The sequence below is a fragment of the Nocardia carnea genome, assembly GCF_029869215.1.
GTDB classification, from domain to species: Bacteria; Actinomycetota; Actinomycetes; order Mycobacteriales; family Mycobacteriaceae; genus Nocardia; species Nocardia carnea_B.
The window spans coordinates 21,533-37,150 of record NZ_JARWPM010000436.1 but is presented as its reverse complement, the minus strand read 5'-3'; the positions used below and the strand labels follow the sequence as shown (position 1 = coordinate 37,150).

Below are 15,618 nucleotides of genomic sequence, written 5' to 3'. Positions count from 1 at the left end.
TTTTTCCCCCTGTGCCTCTCACTTTTTGGCGGGGGGGGGGGGGGGGGGCCCATCGCCGGGCGGGTTTCGGGGTTTTGCTGGGGGGGGGGCGCCGGCGCCGTCCCGGGCCCCACCGTGCCGGTCCGGTGGCGAACCGCCCTGCCGGGGTGCCGCCGTGGGCGGGTGCGGCAGCCGGACAGCGGCGCACAGGAGGGCGGCGATGACGCACAGGCCCGCGGCGACGTAGAAGGCGAGGTCGTAGGAGCCGTCGGCGTCGCGGACGTAGCCGGCGCCGAAGGCGGCGACCGCGGCGCCGAGTTGGTGGGCGGCGAAAACCCAGCCGAACACGATCGGGGTGGCGGCGCCGAACCAGTGCCGGCAGATGGCGATCGTGGGAGGCACCGTGGCGACCCAGTCCAGGCCGTAGAAGATGATGAAGACCCACATGCTGGGTGCGGCTTCCGGGGAGAGCAACGCCGGGAGCGCGAGTAGGGAAGCGCCGCGGCCGAGGTAGTAGATCACCAGCAGGAGCCGGGCGTCCACGCGGTCGGTGAGCCAGCCGGAGAACACCGTGCCGAGGACATCGAAGATGCCGACGGTCGCCAGCAGCGAGGCGGCCACGGTGGTCGGCATGCCGTGGTCGTGGGCGGCGGGAATGAAATGGGTGCCGATCAGGCCGTTCGTGGTCATCCCGCAGATCGCGAAACTTCCGGCGAGCAGCCAGAACGCCCGCACCCGCAGTCCGCGGAGCAGTCCGCTCGCGGCCGCGGAAAAGCTGCCGTTGGGCAGTGCTTCGTCGTCGGCGCCGGGGGCGCCACCGTAGGGCGCGGTGCCGATATCGCTCGGCCGGTCGCGGATGAACAGCAAGACCAGGGGGATCACCGCCAGCGCCGCGACGGTCACGATCAGTGAGGCCCAGCGCCAGCCGAGCCGGTCGGTGACGCCGGCGACTACAGGCAGGAAGACGAGCTGGCCGGTCGCGCCCGCCGCGGTCAGCACGCCGGTGACCAGGCCGCGGCGGGCGACGAACCAGCGGGTCGACACGGTGGCGACGAAACCCATCGAGATCGACCCGGTCCCCAGGCCGACCAGAACGCCCCAGAGCAGCATCAATTGCCAGGAGGCGGTCATGAACAGTCCCACGCCGGTTCCGGTCGCGATCAGCACCAGCGCTCCGGCGAGCACGGGGCGGACGCCGAACCGGTCCATGAGCGCGGCGGCGAACGGCGCGGTGACACCGAACAGCACCATGTTCACCGATATCGCGGCGCCGACGGTCGCATGCGACCAGCCGAATTCGCTGTGCAGCGGGTTCATGAAAACGCTGGGTACGGCACGGAATCCGGCGGCGCCCAGGATGGCCACGAAACTCACGCCGGCGACGATCCAGGCGAAATGTACTCGCGGTCCGCCGGGGCGGGTCGTGACGATGGAGTTGTCGGTCCTCACGATCACCAAGCATTCGGGACTGGGCGTCGCCGAACCAGTGGCAGAATCGACAATATGCGTGAAAATCCTGCCAGTAGGGCGAGCCGGCCCCCGTCGCGCCGGCACCAGGTGGCGGTCCTGCTCCTGGAGCCGGTGGTCGGATTCGACGCGACCATCCCGCCGCTGGTCTTCGGCCAAGCCACCGACGAGGCGGGCAACCCGCTCTACGAGGTGGTGACCTGCGCGCTCCGGCCGGGGCCGGTCCGGTCGACCTCCGGATACTCGCTGGTCGCCGAGGCGGGCCCCGATGCGCTCGCCGCCGCCGATACGGTCATCGTGCCGGGGACGAAGTATCCGCCGGCGCGTACCGGTGGAGACCTCACCGCCGAGGTATCCGCCGCGCTGGAAACAGTTCCCGCCGGTGCGCGGATCGTTTCCATCTGCACCGGGGCGTTCGTTCTCGCCGCAGCGGGGTTGTTCGACGGGCACCGCGCGACCACCCACTGGCGGTACGCGGCCGATTTCCGGCGGCTGTTCCCGGCTGTCGAGCTGGACGAGACCGTGCTGTTCGTGGACGAGGGCAGGCTGCTGAGCTCGGCGGGCCTGGCGGCGGGTATCGACCTGTGCCTGTATCTCCTCCGGCGCGACCACGGCGCCGCCGTCGCCAATCGGGTTGCGCGGCACTGCGTGGTACCGCCGTGGCGCGAGGGCGGGCAGGCGCAGTTCATCGAACATCACGTCCCCGACCACGACGAGCGCAGCACCGCGCCCACGCGCGCATGGGCACTGGACCACCTGGGCGAACCGCTGAGCGTGGCGGCCTTGGCCGCGCACGCGCGCATGAGCTCGCGCACCTTCAGCCGCCGGTTCCGGGCGGAGACGGGGCTCTCACCCGGCGCCTGGCTCCGCGATCGCCGTATCGATCGAGCGCGCGAACTCCTCGAATCCGCCGATCTCCCGATCGAGGCGGTAGCCGAACTGTCCGGCCTCGGCACACCGGACAACCTGCGCCACCATATGCGGCGTGGACTCGGGATGTCGCCGACCGCCTATCGGAAAACCTTCGCCGGCGCCTGATCCGCTGGGTTCGGACGTACTACCAGGTTTTCGGCGAACTCCGCGGTGGCTACCTTGTGCCCGAGCCGGTTCTACTGCGGAGCATGTGCACGGTGGACAACACCGAGGCGGTGGCGATGGTGGTGGCCGCGCCGACGGGCGAACCGGTGGCACGCATCAAGCGGATGGTTCGCATCGCCGCGCGGAGCACCTCGCTGCCGCGCACTCGCATATCCGCCTCGAACCGGCTCACCGCGACAGGCAGGGTGACCGTGCCGGCGGCGACCGCGCGCAGGTTCGTCACCAGGCTCGCGGCGTCTCGGATGGCCGCGCCCGCCCCCATACCGGCGGTGGGCGGGGTCGCGTGCACGGCGTCGCCGAGCGCGGTGACCACACCGGCCGGCCACGGCGCGAGATCCCCGGCCCGGGTGGAGGCGGCATTGAAGCGGAAGGCCGCGATACTGCCGGGGTCGGCACGTTCGACGACCTCGAGCCCGGACCGCCGCCAGCCGGCCCGGTCGTACGCGGCGAGCAGCGCGGACCGCAGCGCGCCGCCTGCCGCCGCGCGCAGCGCATCGGTGGCGGTGGATTCGGGGAACATGGCACCCCAGATGTAGGTGGGGCCGGCCGTGATCGCCTCCCGGGGGCCGGGCGCATCCAGGACGGCGTTGCCGACGGGATCGAGGTAACCGATGTACAGGGCGGTGGTGCGCGGCCCGATCACCATGCTGGAACGCGATCCGAGCCGGTGCCGCTCGGCGGCGCGGAGGTCGTCGGCGGTGGTCCGGCCGGAGAAGCCGATGATCCCGGTCGGCTCGTTCGTCGGGTGGCCCGCCAACCGGCGAGCCACCAGCGAGTGGGCGCCGTCCGCGCCTACCAGTAGATCGCCCTGGACGGCCTTGCCGTCGGCGAGCAGCGCTCGTGGTGCGCCGGCGCGGGTGATTTCGGTGACCGGTGTCCCGAGATGCAGGTCGGCACCGACCGCGTCGGCGAGAATCGTGCGCAGGGTGATGCGGTCGATATCCACGCCGGGGTTCTCGTCGAGGCGTGGCCCGTGTCCCAGCAACCGGCCGTGCCGGTCCCAGAAGGCATCCGGGGCGCGCAGCCGCAACGCCGAGGACGACCTCAGCAGCCGTTCGTAGATCTCCGGTACGACCAGCTCGTGCAGTGCCGCCAGTGCCCGGCCGTCGAGAGTGATGTGATAACCACCGGTCCGCGCGATATCGCGATCGCGATCGAAGACCGAGACCTCGATTCCGTGCCGGCGTAGCCCGGCGGCCAGGGCGAGACCGCCGATTCCGCCTCCGACGACGATGACGTGCATGTGCTGCCTCCTGGACTTGTTGTGCACTGTTCCCGGGCACCGACAGTGCCACCGGTAGTGGCCACCGAATGTCCACTACTTTGGAGCCGGTGGCCGAAACCTCGCTGCGCGCACTGCGTCTGCTCTCGCTGCTCACCACCCGGCGAAGCTGGTCGCCGGCCGAGCTCGCCGCCCGGCTCGAGGTCAGTGAGCGGACAGTCCGGCGGGATATCGAAACGCTGCGCCGCCTCGACTATCCGGTTGTGACACTGCGGGGTCCGGCGGGCGGTTACCGGCTCGGCGCGGGACATACGCTGCCGCCGCTGTTGTTCGACAACGACCAGGCGCTCGCCGTGGCGGTGGCCCTGCAAACCGCGCCGCATACGGTCTCGGGCCTCGATGCGGACGCCGCGCGGGCCCTGGAAGCCCTCGAACAAGTGATGCCGGCCAGGCTGCGGACGGCGGTGGAAGCGCTGCGGGTCACCAGATTGCGGAACTATTGGGAATTTCCGGCGGCACCTATCGAGGCGGAGGTGTTACAGGAAGCCGGTCGTGCCGTTCTCCGTCGCGAGGTGCTCATCGTCGAAACCCTCGGCCCCGACGGCGACCGCCCCGCCCCCGGTACCGCCGGGTTCACCCCGGCCCGGCGCATCGAACCCCATCACCTGGTGGTCTGGGCCGGCCGCTGGTACCTGGCCGGGTACGACCCCGGCGACGAAGCCTGGCGCGTGTACCGCCTCGATCGCCTCCAACTGCACCCGCCCACCGGAATTCCGTTCGCGCCGCGAGAACTCCCCGGCGGCGACGTCGCGCGCCTGGTCATGACCAGCTACGACCGTGGCGATACGCCGGCCACGTGGGAGTGCATCGGAAGTGCGCGGCTGAACCTCCCGGCCGCAACGGTCGCGCGCTGGGCGCCCGGCGGATCTGTCGTCGAGCACCTCGATGCCGGCCACTGCCGTCTCACCGTCGGCGCGTGGTCGTGGGCCGGGATCGCGGGATTGCTCGCTACCTTCGACACCGGACTCACCGAGGTAGAACCACCCGAACTGGTCGCCGCGTGCCAACTGCTCGCGCGACGATTCCGGACTGCCGCGCATACGGGCCGACCGGCGACGGGCTCGCGCCCGTAAGCCGCCGAGCGGCTGTCGGTACGACGCCGGACCGGATCAGGCCGGTCGTAGCGACTGCACCACTCGCCGAGTCACCGGATCGACCCGCGCGGATTCGAGTGCCGGTGCCGGTTCAGGATTCGCGGGCGGCCTGCAGGAGGGCGTTGGCGAATTTGACCATCTGGGCCGGCCCGCCGTACCAGGCGCTGACCGCCGAGAGGACCGCGGAGCGGGCTTCGCGGGCCGCACGGGCCACCTCGGCCGCCGAGACCTCGCCCGTTTCGGCCTGTCCGGCGAGTACTTCGAGATCATCGCTCGCGGTGAGCAAACGCATGATGAGGTGGATGTCGATATCGGCGCCTTCCTCGCTACGGCTGTGCCGGGATGTATCCGCCGGTGCGGAGCCGCCACGGGGAGCCGACAGCACGGGGGCGAGCTCGGGAGCCGGGGCCGGGCGGTCGGCCGATGCGGCCGGGCCGGTTTCGGCGGCTTCGCGGGCGCGCCGGGACCGGCGGGTTTCCAGCGGTGGCCGGGAATCGTCGCCGGTCAGCGCATCCGGCGTGGAGGCACCGTCTTCGTCGGGGACGAGGGTGAGCGGCGAAGCGGACGTCCGGCGCGCCGGGGCAGGAGTATCGGCCGCGGCGGGTTCCGGGGTATTCGGTTCGGCGTGCCGGGAGCCGGGGGCATCCTGTTCGGATTCCAGGATCCGGGTGAGCAATTCGGCCACCGGAGCCGACTCGGAATCGTCACCGGATTCGGTGCTGTGCGCAGGCTCGGGGTCCAGCAGACGATCCAATATCGGGGTCTTCTCCTCCGGCGGGCCGAGGCGTGGGGGTGCTTCCGTCTCCGGGCGAGCGGTGGCCGGGTCGGTATCACTCACCGGACCGATCGTCCCGAACGCGGCGGAATCCGGGTCCCGCTCTTCGGCTCGTTCGTTGTCGGGGGTGTAGCGCGACGCGGAACGCGGTAATCGGCGCGGGCTCTGCGATTCGCGGGATGGGCGGGTTTCCGGGTCGCCGGAATCCGCCGGGCCCGAGAGCGCGCCCGGTGCGCCGGTTTCCGCGATGCCGTGGGCCGCCGGTGTCTCGCCGGTTCCGGGGGCGGTGGTTTCCGCGCCGCCGGCGGGGGCGTGCCGGGCCGCGGAGCGCGGCAGGCGACGGGCGGGGAGTGCGGGTGCGGCGGAATCGTCGCCGGTACCGGCCGGCGCGGGGGCCTGCGCGTGGGAGGTGCGGGTGGGCAGGGCGGGGGCCGGCTCGGTGGTCGCGGCGGCCGGCAACGGGTAGGGATCATCCTCGGTGGCCGGCACCTCGTAGGGAGTATCGGCTGCGGCGGCGGGCTCGTCGGGGGTGTGCTGGTCTTCGAACGGATTGAATTGGTCGCCGGATTCGGCCGATTCGGTGAACTCGACCTTGCGGCGCCTGCCACCGCTTTCGAGCGACTGCGGCACCGGCTCCTCACCGATCGAGCTGAGCCAGCTGGGCAGCGAACCGGTATCGGCGGTCGGCAGTTGAGTGGTCTCGGCGCCGGACAACTGCCCGGGGTTACCGGACGGCACCGTCAGCTCGCCCGACGATGGTGGATCCGCCTGATAGGGCCCGGGTGCCGGAATCCGCGGCGAGGACGAATACGCCGGGCCGGGAGCGCCCGGCTGGGAAATCTGCGGGAACGATGTGGAATCGGCCGAGCCGGCGCCGGCCGGATCGGTGGACCGGGTGTGCAGGGCGGCTGTTTCGGGTCCGTCGTCGGGAACGTAGGGCGGTCCGTCGGCCGGGGGTGTGGTGAACCGGGAGTTCGATTCGGGCTCGCCGGGGTTCATCGTCTGGACCGCGTCACCGATGACACCCGAGGTGTTCCAGGCGGCGAACGGGTCGAGAGCAGCTGAACCGCCGGTGTTCTGCCGGTCGGGTTGCGGACTGGACAGTGGTGCGGGGGTCCACGTGTAACCGCGGTCCGGGACGGACTCGGGCCGGTTCGTGGCGCCGTTCGACCCCTCCGCCGCTTCGAATCCGTTCGATCCGAAGCCGGCGAAGCCCCTCGACTCGGAGGTGCGCTGCCCGTGCCCGTACTCCTCCCGGCGGGCGCGGCGTTCGTCTCCGAGGCTGGCATTTTCGGCATCCATGCGCTCATTCTTACCCACCGGGCCGGGCTTCGTTCCAGTGCGCGAAGCACATCGGTGCCCCGGGCGGCGTTCAGGGTGACCTGGATTACAGCCTCACCGTGCGGGTCCCGAACGGGCCCGCGCCTCGTCGGTTTCCGGACACGCCGCGCTGACGTGCCCGGACAGCGGGATACCCCGGCACCGGCGCGGATCGGGGCCACCGTACGCGGGCACCCGGGCCGGATTGCCGGGGCCGGGCCGGAATTCGCGGTGGGGCCGATGGCGCAAATGCGCCGGACGAGCAGGCCGTCGAGCCGGGCACAACCGTACCTGCCCACCGGACTCGATCCGGCGGGCAGGCCGTCGGCGGTCAGTGGTGCGGTGCCGCCCGGTGCATTCGTCCCGCGACCGCCGGCAGTGCCGCCACCGCGAGGACCACGGTGACGATGCCGACGACCCACGACGTCCACGAGGCGCCGTTGTACGCGGTGTAGTCCATGACCCAGGGCGCGAGGAACAGCAACGCGCCGAACAGACCCATGGCGTAATCCGTGGACGCCATCGCCGGCCGATACATCTGGGCGAGCCCGGTGAGTGCGATGAGCACGCCGAGCACGATCATCGTCCACGCGGCCCGGGCGTTGGTATCGACCCAGATCGGCGAGAGGGCGGTGAATGCGCCGAGCACCACGGCCAGGAAGTCCTGGGTCCGGCTTTCGGTGAACATAATGGCCTCCTGAGACTCGAAACAGGTCCGTAGACAGGGCCTGACCTCGGTATAGCTCTCTTGTGGGCCGGTGGTCGATATCGCAACGGACACGATTGCGCGGCGAAACGATGCGGAAGGTGACGCTTCCACCGTGGGGCCACGACAAGTTAGGGTGGGCTTTCTATAACCTGTTTCAGGCGCGGCGCATGCGGGCCGCGGGAGGGAGTTCGGGATGTCCGCGCCGATCGTGATAGCCGGTGCCGGCCTGGCCGGGCTGCGCACCGCCGAGGAACTGCGCCGGGCCGGGTACACCGGAAAACTGGTGGTGCTCGGCGACGAGGCGCATGCGCCCTACGACCGCCCGCCGCTGTCGAAACAGTTCGTGCGCGGCGAAATCGAGTCGACCCCGCTGCGGCCCGAGGAGTTCTACGCCGAGAAGGAGATCGATCTCCGGCTCAACACCGCGGCAGCCGGCGTGGACACCGCGGCCAGGAAGGTGCTGCTGGCCGACGGGTCGGCCGTGGAGTACGAACATCTCGTCATAGCCACCGGGCTCACCCCGCGCCGGCTGCCCGGCGCCGAGGACGTTACGGGTGTCCATGTGCTGCGCAGTCATGACGACGCCGTCGCGATCCGCGAGGGCGCGCGCACCGCGCGACAGGCGCTGATCATCGGTGCCGGGTTCATCGGCTGTGAACTCGCGGCCAGCCTGCGTGCCGAAGGTTTGTCCGTGGTGCTGGTGGAACCGCAACCGGCGCCGCTGGCCGGAGTGCTCGGTGCCGAGGTCGGCGAGCTGGTGGCTCGCCTGCATCGCGCCGAAGGGGTCGATCTGCGCTGCGGTATCGGGGTGGACACCCTGCTGCCGGATCCGGACGGCCGGGTGCGCGGCGCGCGGCTCGCCGACGGGTCGGAGGTACCGGCGCAGCTGGTGGTCGCGGGGATCGGATCCCGCCCGGTCACCGATTGGCTCGCCGATTCCGGGATAGAACTGGCCGAGCCCGCGGCCGGCGGCGGGGTGTTCGCCGACGAGGCCGGTCGTACCAGCGCGCCCGGAGTCTGGGCGGTGGGCGATGTCGCGGCCTGGCGGACGCCGACCGGCGAGCATCGCCGGATCGAGCACTGGACCAACGCGGGCGAACAGGCGAAGCTGCTGACCTGTGCGCTGCTCGGGGTCGAGCCGCCCAGCGTGCCGCAGGTGCCGTACTTCTGGAGCGATCAGTACGACCTCAAGATCCAGGCGCTGGGCACGCCGCGGGCCTCCGACGAGATCCGCGTGCTCGCCGACGACGGCCGCAAGTTCCTGGCCTACTACATTCGCGACGGCCGGTTGGCCGGTGTGGTGGGTGCCGGGATGACCGGTCAGGTGATGAAGATGCGGGCCAAAATCGCCGCGGCCGCCCCCGTGACGGAACTGCTCGGCGCGACTCAATAACCTGTTCGGTGTGATCGTCGCGCTCATCGATTCGGGTTTCGGGCTGCTGCCGACCGCGGCGTGGCTGCGCAAGCTGCGCCCCGATGTGGATCTCCTGCTGCAGCTGGACCCCGACGGCGCGCCGTGGGGCCCGAAACCGCAGGAGTGGGTGATCGACCGGGTCGTCTCGGCCGCCCGCACCGCCCGCGACCTGGGTGCGGCAGTCGTGGTGCTGCCGTGCAACACCGCGAGCGTGACCGCGCTCGAACACGTCCGTGCGGATCTGGGCCCGCAGGTCCCCGTGGTGGGTACCGTGCCCGCGATCAAACCGGCGGCCGCGGTATGCCGTTCCGTCGCGGTCTGGGCGACCGCGGCGACCACCGCGAGCCCCTATCAGGCCGATCTGATCGCCCGTTTCGGCGGCGAGGCGACTGTCACGGGGGTCGCCTGCCACGGCCTCGCGGAAGCGGTCGACCGTGGCGATATGGCCGCGGTACGCGCCTCGGTCGCCGCCGCGGCGGCCCGCACCCCCGCCGATGTCGAAGGCGTGGTGCTGGGCTGCACCCACTACCCCCTCATCGTGGACACGATCGTCGCCGCCCTCCCCGACGGCGTCCGCCTGTTCGACAGCGCCCAGGCCGTAGCAGCGCAAACCGTCCGCCGCATGGACGAGTTGGGTACCCCCGGCAGCGGCAATGGCACGGTCACCGTCTATCTCAGCGGCCGCCCCGGCGAACTACCCCATGGCGCCGCCGCCTACGAACCCGGTCGACTTCTCGGCGCAAACTGACGGGGACGAGGGCCGCCGGTATCCACACTCCGATCAGCACGCTCGAGCGCCGACATCCCCGGATGGTTCCACGGGCGGGGCCCGCCCTGGTCTGGAGCGACGGAGCGGGGGAGCGCAGCGGAGGAGCGGAGGAGTGAAGACCAGGGTTAATAGGGCCCCGCCCTCGAGCCGCGGAGCGGCTCCTAAGACACAGCCCGCCCCCTTAACGGATGGCCCACCCGAAGGCTGAATATCCCAACCCCCCGACCACCGGATTTCACCCCCCGAGGCGGGGAGCTTCCCCGAATCACGGCCCCTTCGCGGATGTCGACCCTGGGATCGGAAGTAACACCCCGCCGCCACCAGACTGCTGCCCTCGCAGACCCGCTATCCAGCAGAAGCGCTACCGGCCCTACGGAGGCCCCCGAAGTTCAGAACTGGATGCGCAAGTGGTCGGTGACCGGTCGCGCCTGGCAGCCGAGGATGTAACCGCTTTCGATGTCCTCCGGGTCGAGGATCTCGGCGTTCTCCATTTCGACCTTGCCCTCCAGCACCGTGCAGGCGCAGGATCCGCATTCGCCTTCCTGGCAGGAGTACGGGACGTCGATGCCCTTGTCCAGCATGATGTCGACCAGGGTCTGTTTGCGCGGCCAGCGCAGGTTGTGCACCTCGCCGTCCAGTTCCACCTCGACGGTGGCGGCGTCGGCGGCCTCCTCGTCGGAGATCTCGGCGGGTGCGGTGTCGGCGAAGGGGTCACCGGCGAGGGAGTTGAAGATTTCGGCGTGCGTGCGATTCCGTGGGACGCCGAGTTGGCCGAGGGCGTCGTGGACACCGTCCATGAACGGTTTCGGCCCGCACATGAAGGCCGAGTAGGCGGTGTAGGGGCGGAACAGTTCGGCCAGCCCGGTGACCGTCGGGAGGCCCTGCAGCGTTTCCAGCCAGTGCACCACGACCAGCCGCTGCGGGTTCTTCTCCGCAAGTTCGCGCAGCTCTGCGGCGAAGATCACCGATTCGGGGTCGCGGTTGGCGTAGAACAGCACGATCCGGCCGGTGCCGCGGTCGAGCGCGGATTTGAGGATCGACATCACGGGGGTGATTCCACTGCCTGCGGCGCACAGCAGCAGATCTTCGTCGAGGTCTTTGGGGGTGAAGACACCGGAGGGCGGCAGCACTTCGAGTTCGTCGCCCGGTTTGACGTTGTCGCAGAGCCAGTTGGACCCGTAGCCGTCCTTGGTTCGCTTCACCGTGACCTTGGGCAGGTCGTCGGTGAACGGCGAACTGGCCAGGGAATAGCAGCGCGCCACCGACCCGGTGCGGTCGCTGGGGATGCGCAGGGTGAGGAACTGGCCGGGCCGGTACGCGAATTTCTCCCGGGCCTGCTCCGGGACCTCGAAGACCAGCGAGCTCGCGTCGGTGGTTTCCGCGATGACCTGGGCGACCCGCAATACGACGGATCGTGAGCCATGGGGCACTTCGACGGTGGTCATCTCGTCCTCTCGACACCTGGTAGCCGACGGCCTCCAGCCTACGGCAAAACTAGAACGTGTTTCAATTTTAGCGTATATCGGCCGCCTGCTGGCGAGTGAGCTGGCCCTCGAGTCCGGCGACCAGCACGCCGACCCCGAAATCGTAGGAGTACTTCCCGCGCAGATCCGGCAGGTATTCCATTGCGCGGGCAACTCGCTCCGGCATCACCACATCGGGCGGGGTGTCGAGGTTGCGTGGATTCACCCGGCGGCGGCCGAACAGGTAGGTGTGGATGGTCGCGTAACCGGCCAGCACATTGCGGTCGTCGAAACCGGCCTCGTAGAGGATCTCCATGATCGCCGCGATCAGATCGAGCTGTTTCCCCAGCATCTGTTCGATGAGTACGTCGCCGAGACCGGGATGCCGGCGCAGGCGTTCGTCGATCTGCGCGAGCAGATCGACCAGCCGGTCCTGCCACGGCCCCGATTCCGGGGGCGGTTTGCGGACCCCGGCGAGGGCGGCCGTCGCCACCAGGTCGAGCAGTTCTCGCTTGTCGGCGACGTAGTAGTAGGGCGCCATGGGGGAGACCCCGAGTTCGCGGGAGAGCCGTCGCATGGACAACTTCTCCACCCCGTCGGCGCGCACAACGCGCAATGCCGCCTCGACGATCTCGGTCTCCGAGAGGGTACTGCCGTTGCCACCCCCGCCCCCGCTCGTCTGCATTCGCACGACTCCCATTGCCACCTCTACATGCTGGGCGGCATCCGCCCGTCACGTTCTGTTCAGCTGCTTTTGCCCCCGCAGTCTAGAGGTCGCGTTCGAGCGTGAGCGTCCACATTACGTGAAAACGGTTCCATTTTGTCAGTGGATGACGTTATGGTGTGACTGCGGTCGCATCCGGCGGCCGCAGCGCCGGCACTGTGCCACGGCTCACCTGCGATACCCGACGCGGTACCGCGGGGTCCCGCAGTGGCAGCCCCCGGCCGGCGCAGGCGCCAATCAGTGGAGGTAGCCATGGCGGACAACCGTTCCTTCGGACCGGCGGAAACCGATCACCGCGGACCGATCGGCACAGTCGAGGGCCGCGCGAGCGAGGACGCTCCCGTCGTCGAGGAAACCCTGATCGAAGAGGTCTCCATCGACGGTATGTGCGGCGTCTACTGATCGGGCGGGAGCCGGAGATGCTCGATCTGGAAACCCGCTGGCAGTTGCATCCCCGAGTCGCATTGCGCCCGGAACCGTTCGGTGCGCTGCTGTATCACTTCGGGACTCGCAAACTGTCCTTCCTCAAGAATCCGCGGATCGTCGAGATCGTGCGCTCCCTGCCCGGGCACGCCTCGGCCCGCGCGGCCGTCCGGGCCGCCGGAATCGGAGACGAGGCCGCCGGCCCGTATCTGAAAGCGCTGGCGAATCTGGCGGAATCGGACATGATCCAGCGGGCCCCGGAAACGGCCGAGCTCAGCGAGCCCGCGCCGTTCACCGGGGTCGGCCCCGCCGATCCGGCGGTCCGGCTGGTGGATCGGTTCGAATCCGGGCTGGCCGCCCCGATCTGCCTGACCTGGGAACTGACCTACGCGTGCAACCTCTCGTGCGTGCACTGCCTGTCGTCGTCGGGGCGGCGGGATCCGAACGAACTCACCACCGAGCAGTGCAAGGCACTGATCGACGAGTTCCAGCGGATGCAGGTGTTCTATGTGAATATCGGCGGCGGTGAACCCACGGTGCGCCCGGATTTCTGGGAGCTCGTGGATTACGCGACCGCCCACCAGGTGGGGGTGAAGTTCTCCACCAACGGTGTGCGGATCACGCCGGAAGTCGCGCAGCGGCTGGCCGCCAGCGACTATGTGGACGTCCAGATCTCGCTGGACGGCGCCGACGCCGAGGTGAACGACGCGGTGCGGGGCCCAGGGTCCTACGATACGGCGATTCGCGCGCTGGAGAACCTGGCGAACGCCGGGTTCCGGGACGCGAAACTGTCCGTGGTGGCGACCCGGCACAATATCGATCAGCTCGACCAGTTCAAGGAGATCGCCGATCGATACGGCGCCACGCTGCGGCTCACCCGGCTGCGGCCGTCGGGTCGCGGTGCGGACGTCTGGGACGAACTGCATCCGCTGCCGGAACAGCAGCGCACGCTCTACGACTGGCTCGTCCGCAACGGCGAGGGTGTGCTCACCGGGGATTCCTTCTTCCACCTCTCCGCGTACGGCCAGGCCCTGCCGGGTCTGAACATGTGCGGGGCGGGGCGGGTGGTCTGCCTGGTGGATCCGCTGGGCGATGTCTACGCCTGCCCGTTCGCGATCCACGAACGGTTCCACGCCGGAAATATCGTCACCGACGGCGGTTTCGCCGCGGTGTGGCAGGACTCGGAGCTGTTCAACGAGCTGCGGGAACCCAGCGGTGGTGGCGCATGCACCAAGTGCGCGCACTACGACTCCTGCCGCGGCGGCTGTATGGCGGCGAAGTTCTTCACCGGGCTGCCCGCCGACGGCCCCGACCCGGAATGCGTTCAGGGTTACGGGGAAGCGGCGCTGGCCGATACCGGGCGGATCATCCCGCGCCCGGCGGTCGACCATTCGCGCAAGAGCACGCCGCGTCGGTCGCGTGCGGGCGGACCGGTTCCGCTGACGTTGCTGCCGCCGGCGAAACGTCCGGCACGCGCGTGTGACGAGAGTCCGCTCGTGTGAAACAGGTTGGCCGGCACCGCCCCGAACAGCGATAGCCGGATCGTTGCTCGGGGCGGGTCGTCATACCCGCGCTACCGCCGCGGTGAGTTATTTCATGGTGGTGTCCACCGTCGTCCGGCAAATTTCTTCCGAACGAAACACTTTTTCCCGGACTGCTGATGTCTTGTAACGAAACGGCAGTTACCATCCGTGGAATGCGCCATGATCGCCTGCCCGACGGATTCGGGGTGCGGATCGACCCACGGGTACGCGCATACTCGGGGGGACGCATCCTGATCGGCGGCTCACCCGCTCGTTTGCTACGCCTCGCTCCGGAGGCCGCCGAGATGATCGGCGACGGCTATCTGGAGGTGAACAGCCCGCAATCGGCGGTGGTTGCCAGACGGCTACTGGATTCCGGTGTGGCCAACCCCAGGCCGCAATTGTTGCCGTCGCCGGAGGATGTCACGGTTATCGTGCCGCTGCACAACAACCCCGACGGTCTGCACCGGCTGCTGGCGACTCTCGGCGGGCGCACGGTGATCGTGGTCGACGACGGTTCCGACGAACCGGTGCACGTGGCCGACGATCACGGCCGGCGGTGCCAGGTGAAGGTGCTGCGCCATGAGCGGCGGCGCGGCCCGGCGGCCGCGCGCAATACCGGCCTGCGCGCCGCGACGACCGAATTCGTGGCCTTCCTGGATTCCGATGTGGTGCCGCGCAGCGGCTGGCTCGAGGTGATGCTGGGACATTTCAGCGATCCGCAGGTGGCGCTGGTGGCCCCGCGGATCGTCGCGCTCGACCCGGAGTCCACCACTCTCGCCCGTTACGAACACGCCCGCTCCTCCCTGGATCTGGGCCGGCGCGAATCCGCGGTGCACTCCGGTGGCATGGTCTCCTACGTCCCGAGCGCCGCGCTGCTCGCGCGGCGCACGGTCCTCGAGGAAGAGGGCGGATTCGACGAAGATATGCAGGTCGCCGAGGACGTGGACCTGTGCTGGAGGCTGGAACACGCCGGTTGGCGGCTGCGCTACGAGCCGGCCGCGCATGTGGCACACGATCATCGGGTCTCGTTCCGGGAATGGTTCCGGCGCAAATTGTTCTACGGCACCGGCGCCGCACCGCTGAGCCGACGGCATGCCGGGAAGGTCTCGCCGCTCCAGATTCCCAAATGGACGGCGGTATCGGCGCTGTTCCTGGCGACCCGCACCCGCTGGGGGCTGCTGGCCGCCGTGCTGACCCTGCTGGTGCCGCTACGCCGGTTGCGGATCGCGTTCGCCGGCGTGGACAACCCGACGGGGGTGGCGGCGATCTACGTGGCACGGGGTTTCTTCGCCGGTCTGTGGCGGTTGTCCTCGGCCTTGTTCCGCCACTATTGGCCGATCACGCTGGCCGCGATGGTGTTCTCGCGCCGGATCCGGTCCACGGCGCTGGCTTTGGCATTCGCGGAGGGAGCGGTCGACTGGTACACCCACCGGGAGCCGGGCGGTCTCGATCCGCTGCGCTATATCGTGTACCGGCGCATCGACGATATCGGGTACGGCACCGGCCTGTGGCTGGGCGCGTGGCGGGCCGGTAGCCCGGCCGCGTTGCGACCGACAGCCCCTCCGCGGTAGCGGG

At 69.8% G+C, this 15,618-nt stretch carries 13 protein-coding genes; 7 read left to right on the top strand and 6 right to left on the bottom strand.

Annotation, left to right across the window (positions count from 1 at the left end):
- Positions 1 to 18: 18 nt before the first annotated feature.
- Complete coding sequence (locus QH276_RS32960) at positions 19 to 1,428, bottom strand: MFS transporter (protein WP_280407010.1); 1,410 nt, start codon at positions 1,426 to 1,428, stop codon at positions 19 to 21.
- Between the two features lie 54 nt (positions 1,429 to 1,482).
- Between QH276_RS32960 and QH276_RS32955 the strand changes: the two genes are divergently transcribed.
- Positions 1,483 to 2,484, top strand: coding sequence for a GlxA family transcriptional regulator (locus QH276_RS32955; protein WP_280396975.1), 1,002 nt, complete (start codon positions 1,483 to 1,485; stop codon positions 2,482 to 2,484).
- A gap of 49 nt (positions 2,485 to 2,533) precedes the next feature.
- Here the strand turns inward: QH276_RS32955 and QH276_RS32950 are convergent, their stop codons facing one another.
- Entirely contained in the window at positions 2,534 to 3,787 is a 1,254-nt protein-coding gene (locus QH276_RS32950; protein ID WP_280396974.1) for an FAD-dependent oxidoreductase, read from the bottom strand.
- Between the two features lie 68 nt (positions 3,788 to 3,855).
- Here QH276_RS32950 and QH276_RS32945 point away from each other — a divergent pair, with 68 nt between their 5' ends.
- Positions 3,856 to 4,899 carry a helix-turn-helix transcriptional regulator gene (locus tag QH276_RS32945; RefSeq protein ID WP_280396973.1) on the top strand — a complete coding sequence of 348 codons (1,044 nt, stop codon included), beginning with the start codon at positions 3,856 to 3,858 and terminating at the stop codon, positions 4,897 to 4,899.
- 112 nt (positions 4,900 to 5,011) lie between these two features.
- On the opposite strand, the gene QH276_RS32940 is transcribed toward QH276_RS32945, so the two are convergent.
- Positions 5,012 to 6,997: a hypothetical protein gene (locus QH276_RS32940; protein ID WP_280396972.1), complete on the bottom strand. Its 1,986-nt coding sequence runs from the start codon at positions 6,995 to 6,997 to the stop codon at positions 5,012 to 5,014.
- Between the two features lie 349 nt (positions 6,998 to 7,346).
- Positions 7,347 to 7,703 carry an SPW repeat protein gene (locus QH276_RS32935; RefSeq protein WP_280396971.1) on the bottom strand — a complete coding sequence of 119 codons (357 nt, stop codon included), beginning with the start codon at positions 7,701 to 7,703 and terminating at the stop codon, positions 7,347 to 7,349.
- A 214-nt stretch (positions 7,704 to 7,917) separates the two neighbouring features.
- Between QH276_RS32935 and QH276_RS32930 the strand changes: the two genes are divergently transcribed.
- Together QH276_RS32930 and QH276_RS32925 are read left to right on the top strand one after the other, a co-directional pair.
- Positions 7,918 to 9,117 carry an NAD(P)/FAD-dependent oxidoreductase gene (locus QH276_RS32930; protein ID WP_280396970.1) on the top strand — a complete coding sequence of 400 codons (1,200 nt, stop codon included), beginning with the start codon at positions 7,918 to 7,920 and terminating at the stop codon, positions 9,115 to 9,117.
- Positions 9,118 to 9,127: 10 nt separating this feature from the next.
- Entirely contained in the window at positions 9,128 to 9,886 is a 759-nt protein-coding gene (locus QH276_RS32925; protein ID WP_280396969.1) for a glutamate racemase, read from the top strand.
- 410 nt (positions 9,887 to 10,296) lie between these two features.
- Here the strand turns inward: QH276_RS32925 and QH276_RS32920 are convergent, their stop codons facing one another.
- The gene (locus QH276_RS32920) at positions 10,297 to 11,352 is read right to left on the bottom strand and encodes a ferredoxin--NADP reductase (protein ID WP_280401770.1); all 1,056 of its coding nucleotides are present in this window, start codon (positions 11,350 to 11,352) and stop codon (positions 10,297 to 10,299) included.
- 67 nt (positions 11,353 to 11,419) lie between these two features.
- The gene (mftR2, locus tag QH276_RS32915) at positions 11,420 to 12,055 is read right to left on the bottom strand and encodes a mycofactocin system transcriptional regulator MftR2 (RefSeq protein WP_280407009.1); all 636 of its coding nucleotides are present in this window, start codon (positions 12,053 to 12,055) and stop codon (positions 11,420 to 11,422) included.
- Between the two features lie 342 nt (positions 12,056 to 12,397).
- Between mftR2 and mftA the strand changes: the two genes are divergently transcribed.
- From mftA to mftF, 3 genes are all read left to right on the top strand, one after another.
- Complete coding sequence (mftA, locus tag QH276_RS32910) at positions 12,398 to 12,496, top strand: mycofactocin precursor MftA (RefSeq protein WP_432278729.1); 99 nt, start codon at positions 12,398 to 12,400, stop codon at positions 12,494 to 12,496.
- A gap of 17 nt (positions 12,497 to 12,513) precedes the next feature.
- Positions 12,514 to 14,019, top strand: a complete 1,506-nt coding sequence (gene mftC / locus QH276_RS32905; RefSeq protein ID WP_280401772.1) for a mycofactocin radical SAM maturase — start codon at positions 12,514 to 12,516, stop codon at positions 14,017 to 14,019.
- A 194-nt stretch (positions 14,020 to 14,213) separates the two neighbouring features.
- Positions 14,214 to 15,614, top strand: a complete 1,401-nt coding sequence (mftF, locus tag QH276_RS32900) for a mycofactocin biosynthesis glycosyltransferase MftF (RefSeq protein ID WP_280401773.1) — start codon at positions 14,214 to 14,216, stop codon at positions 15,612 to 15,614.
- The last annotated feature ends 4 nt before the right edge of the window (positions 15,615 to 15,618 follow it).

Bases quoted from the DNA above. Each gene is read 5' to 3' on its own strand.
- QH276_RS32955 (WP_280396975.1), top strand. From the start codon at position 1,483: ATGCGTGAAAATCCTGCCAGTAGGGCGAGCCGGCCCCCGTCGCGCCGG.
- QH276_RS32950 (WP_280396974.1), bottom strand. From the start codon at position 3,787: ATGCACGTCATCGTCGTCGGAGGCGGAATCGGCGGTCTCGCCCTGGCC.
- QH276_RS32945 (WP_280396973.1), top strand. From the start codon at position 3,856: ATGTCCACTACTTTGGAGCCGGTGGCCGAAACCTCGCTGCGCGCACTG.
- QH276_RS32940 (WP_280396972.1), bottom strand. From the start codon at position 6,997: ATGGATGCCGAAAATGCCAGCCTCGGAGACGAACGCCGCGCCCGCCGG.
- QH276_RS32935 (WP_280396971.1), bottom strand. From the start codon at position 7,703: ATGTTCACCGAAAGCCGGACCCAGGACTTCCTGGCCGTGGTGCTCGGC.
- QH276_RS32930 (WP_280396970.1), top strand. From the start codon at position 7,918: ATGTCCGCGCCGATCGTGATAGCCGGTGCCGGCCTGGCCGGGCTGCGC.
- QH276_RS32920 (WP_280401770.1), bottom strand. From the start codon at position 11,352: ATGACCACCGTCGAAGTGCCCCATGGCTCACGATCCGTCGTATTGCGG.
- mftR2 (WP_280407009.1), bottom strand. From the start codon at position 12,055: ATGCAGACGAGCGGGGGCGGGGGTGGCAACGGCAGTACCCTCTCGGAG.
- mftC (WP_280401772.1), top strand. From the start codon at position 12,514: ATGCTCGATCTGGAAACCCGCTGGCAGTTGCATCCCCGAGTCGCATTG.
- mftF (WP_280401773.1), top strand. From the start codon at position 14,214: ATGCGCCATGATCGCCTGCCCGACGGATTCGGGGTGCGGATCGACCCA.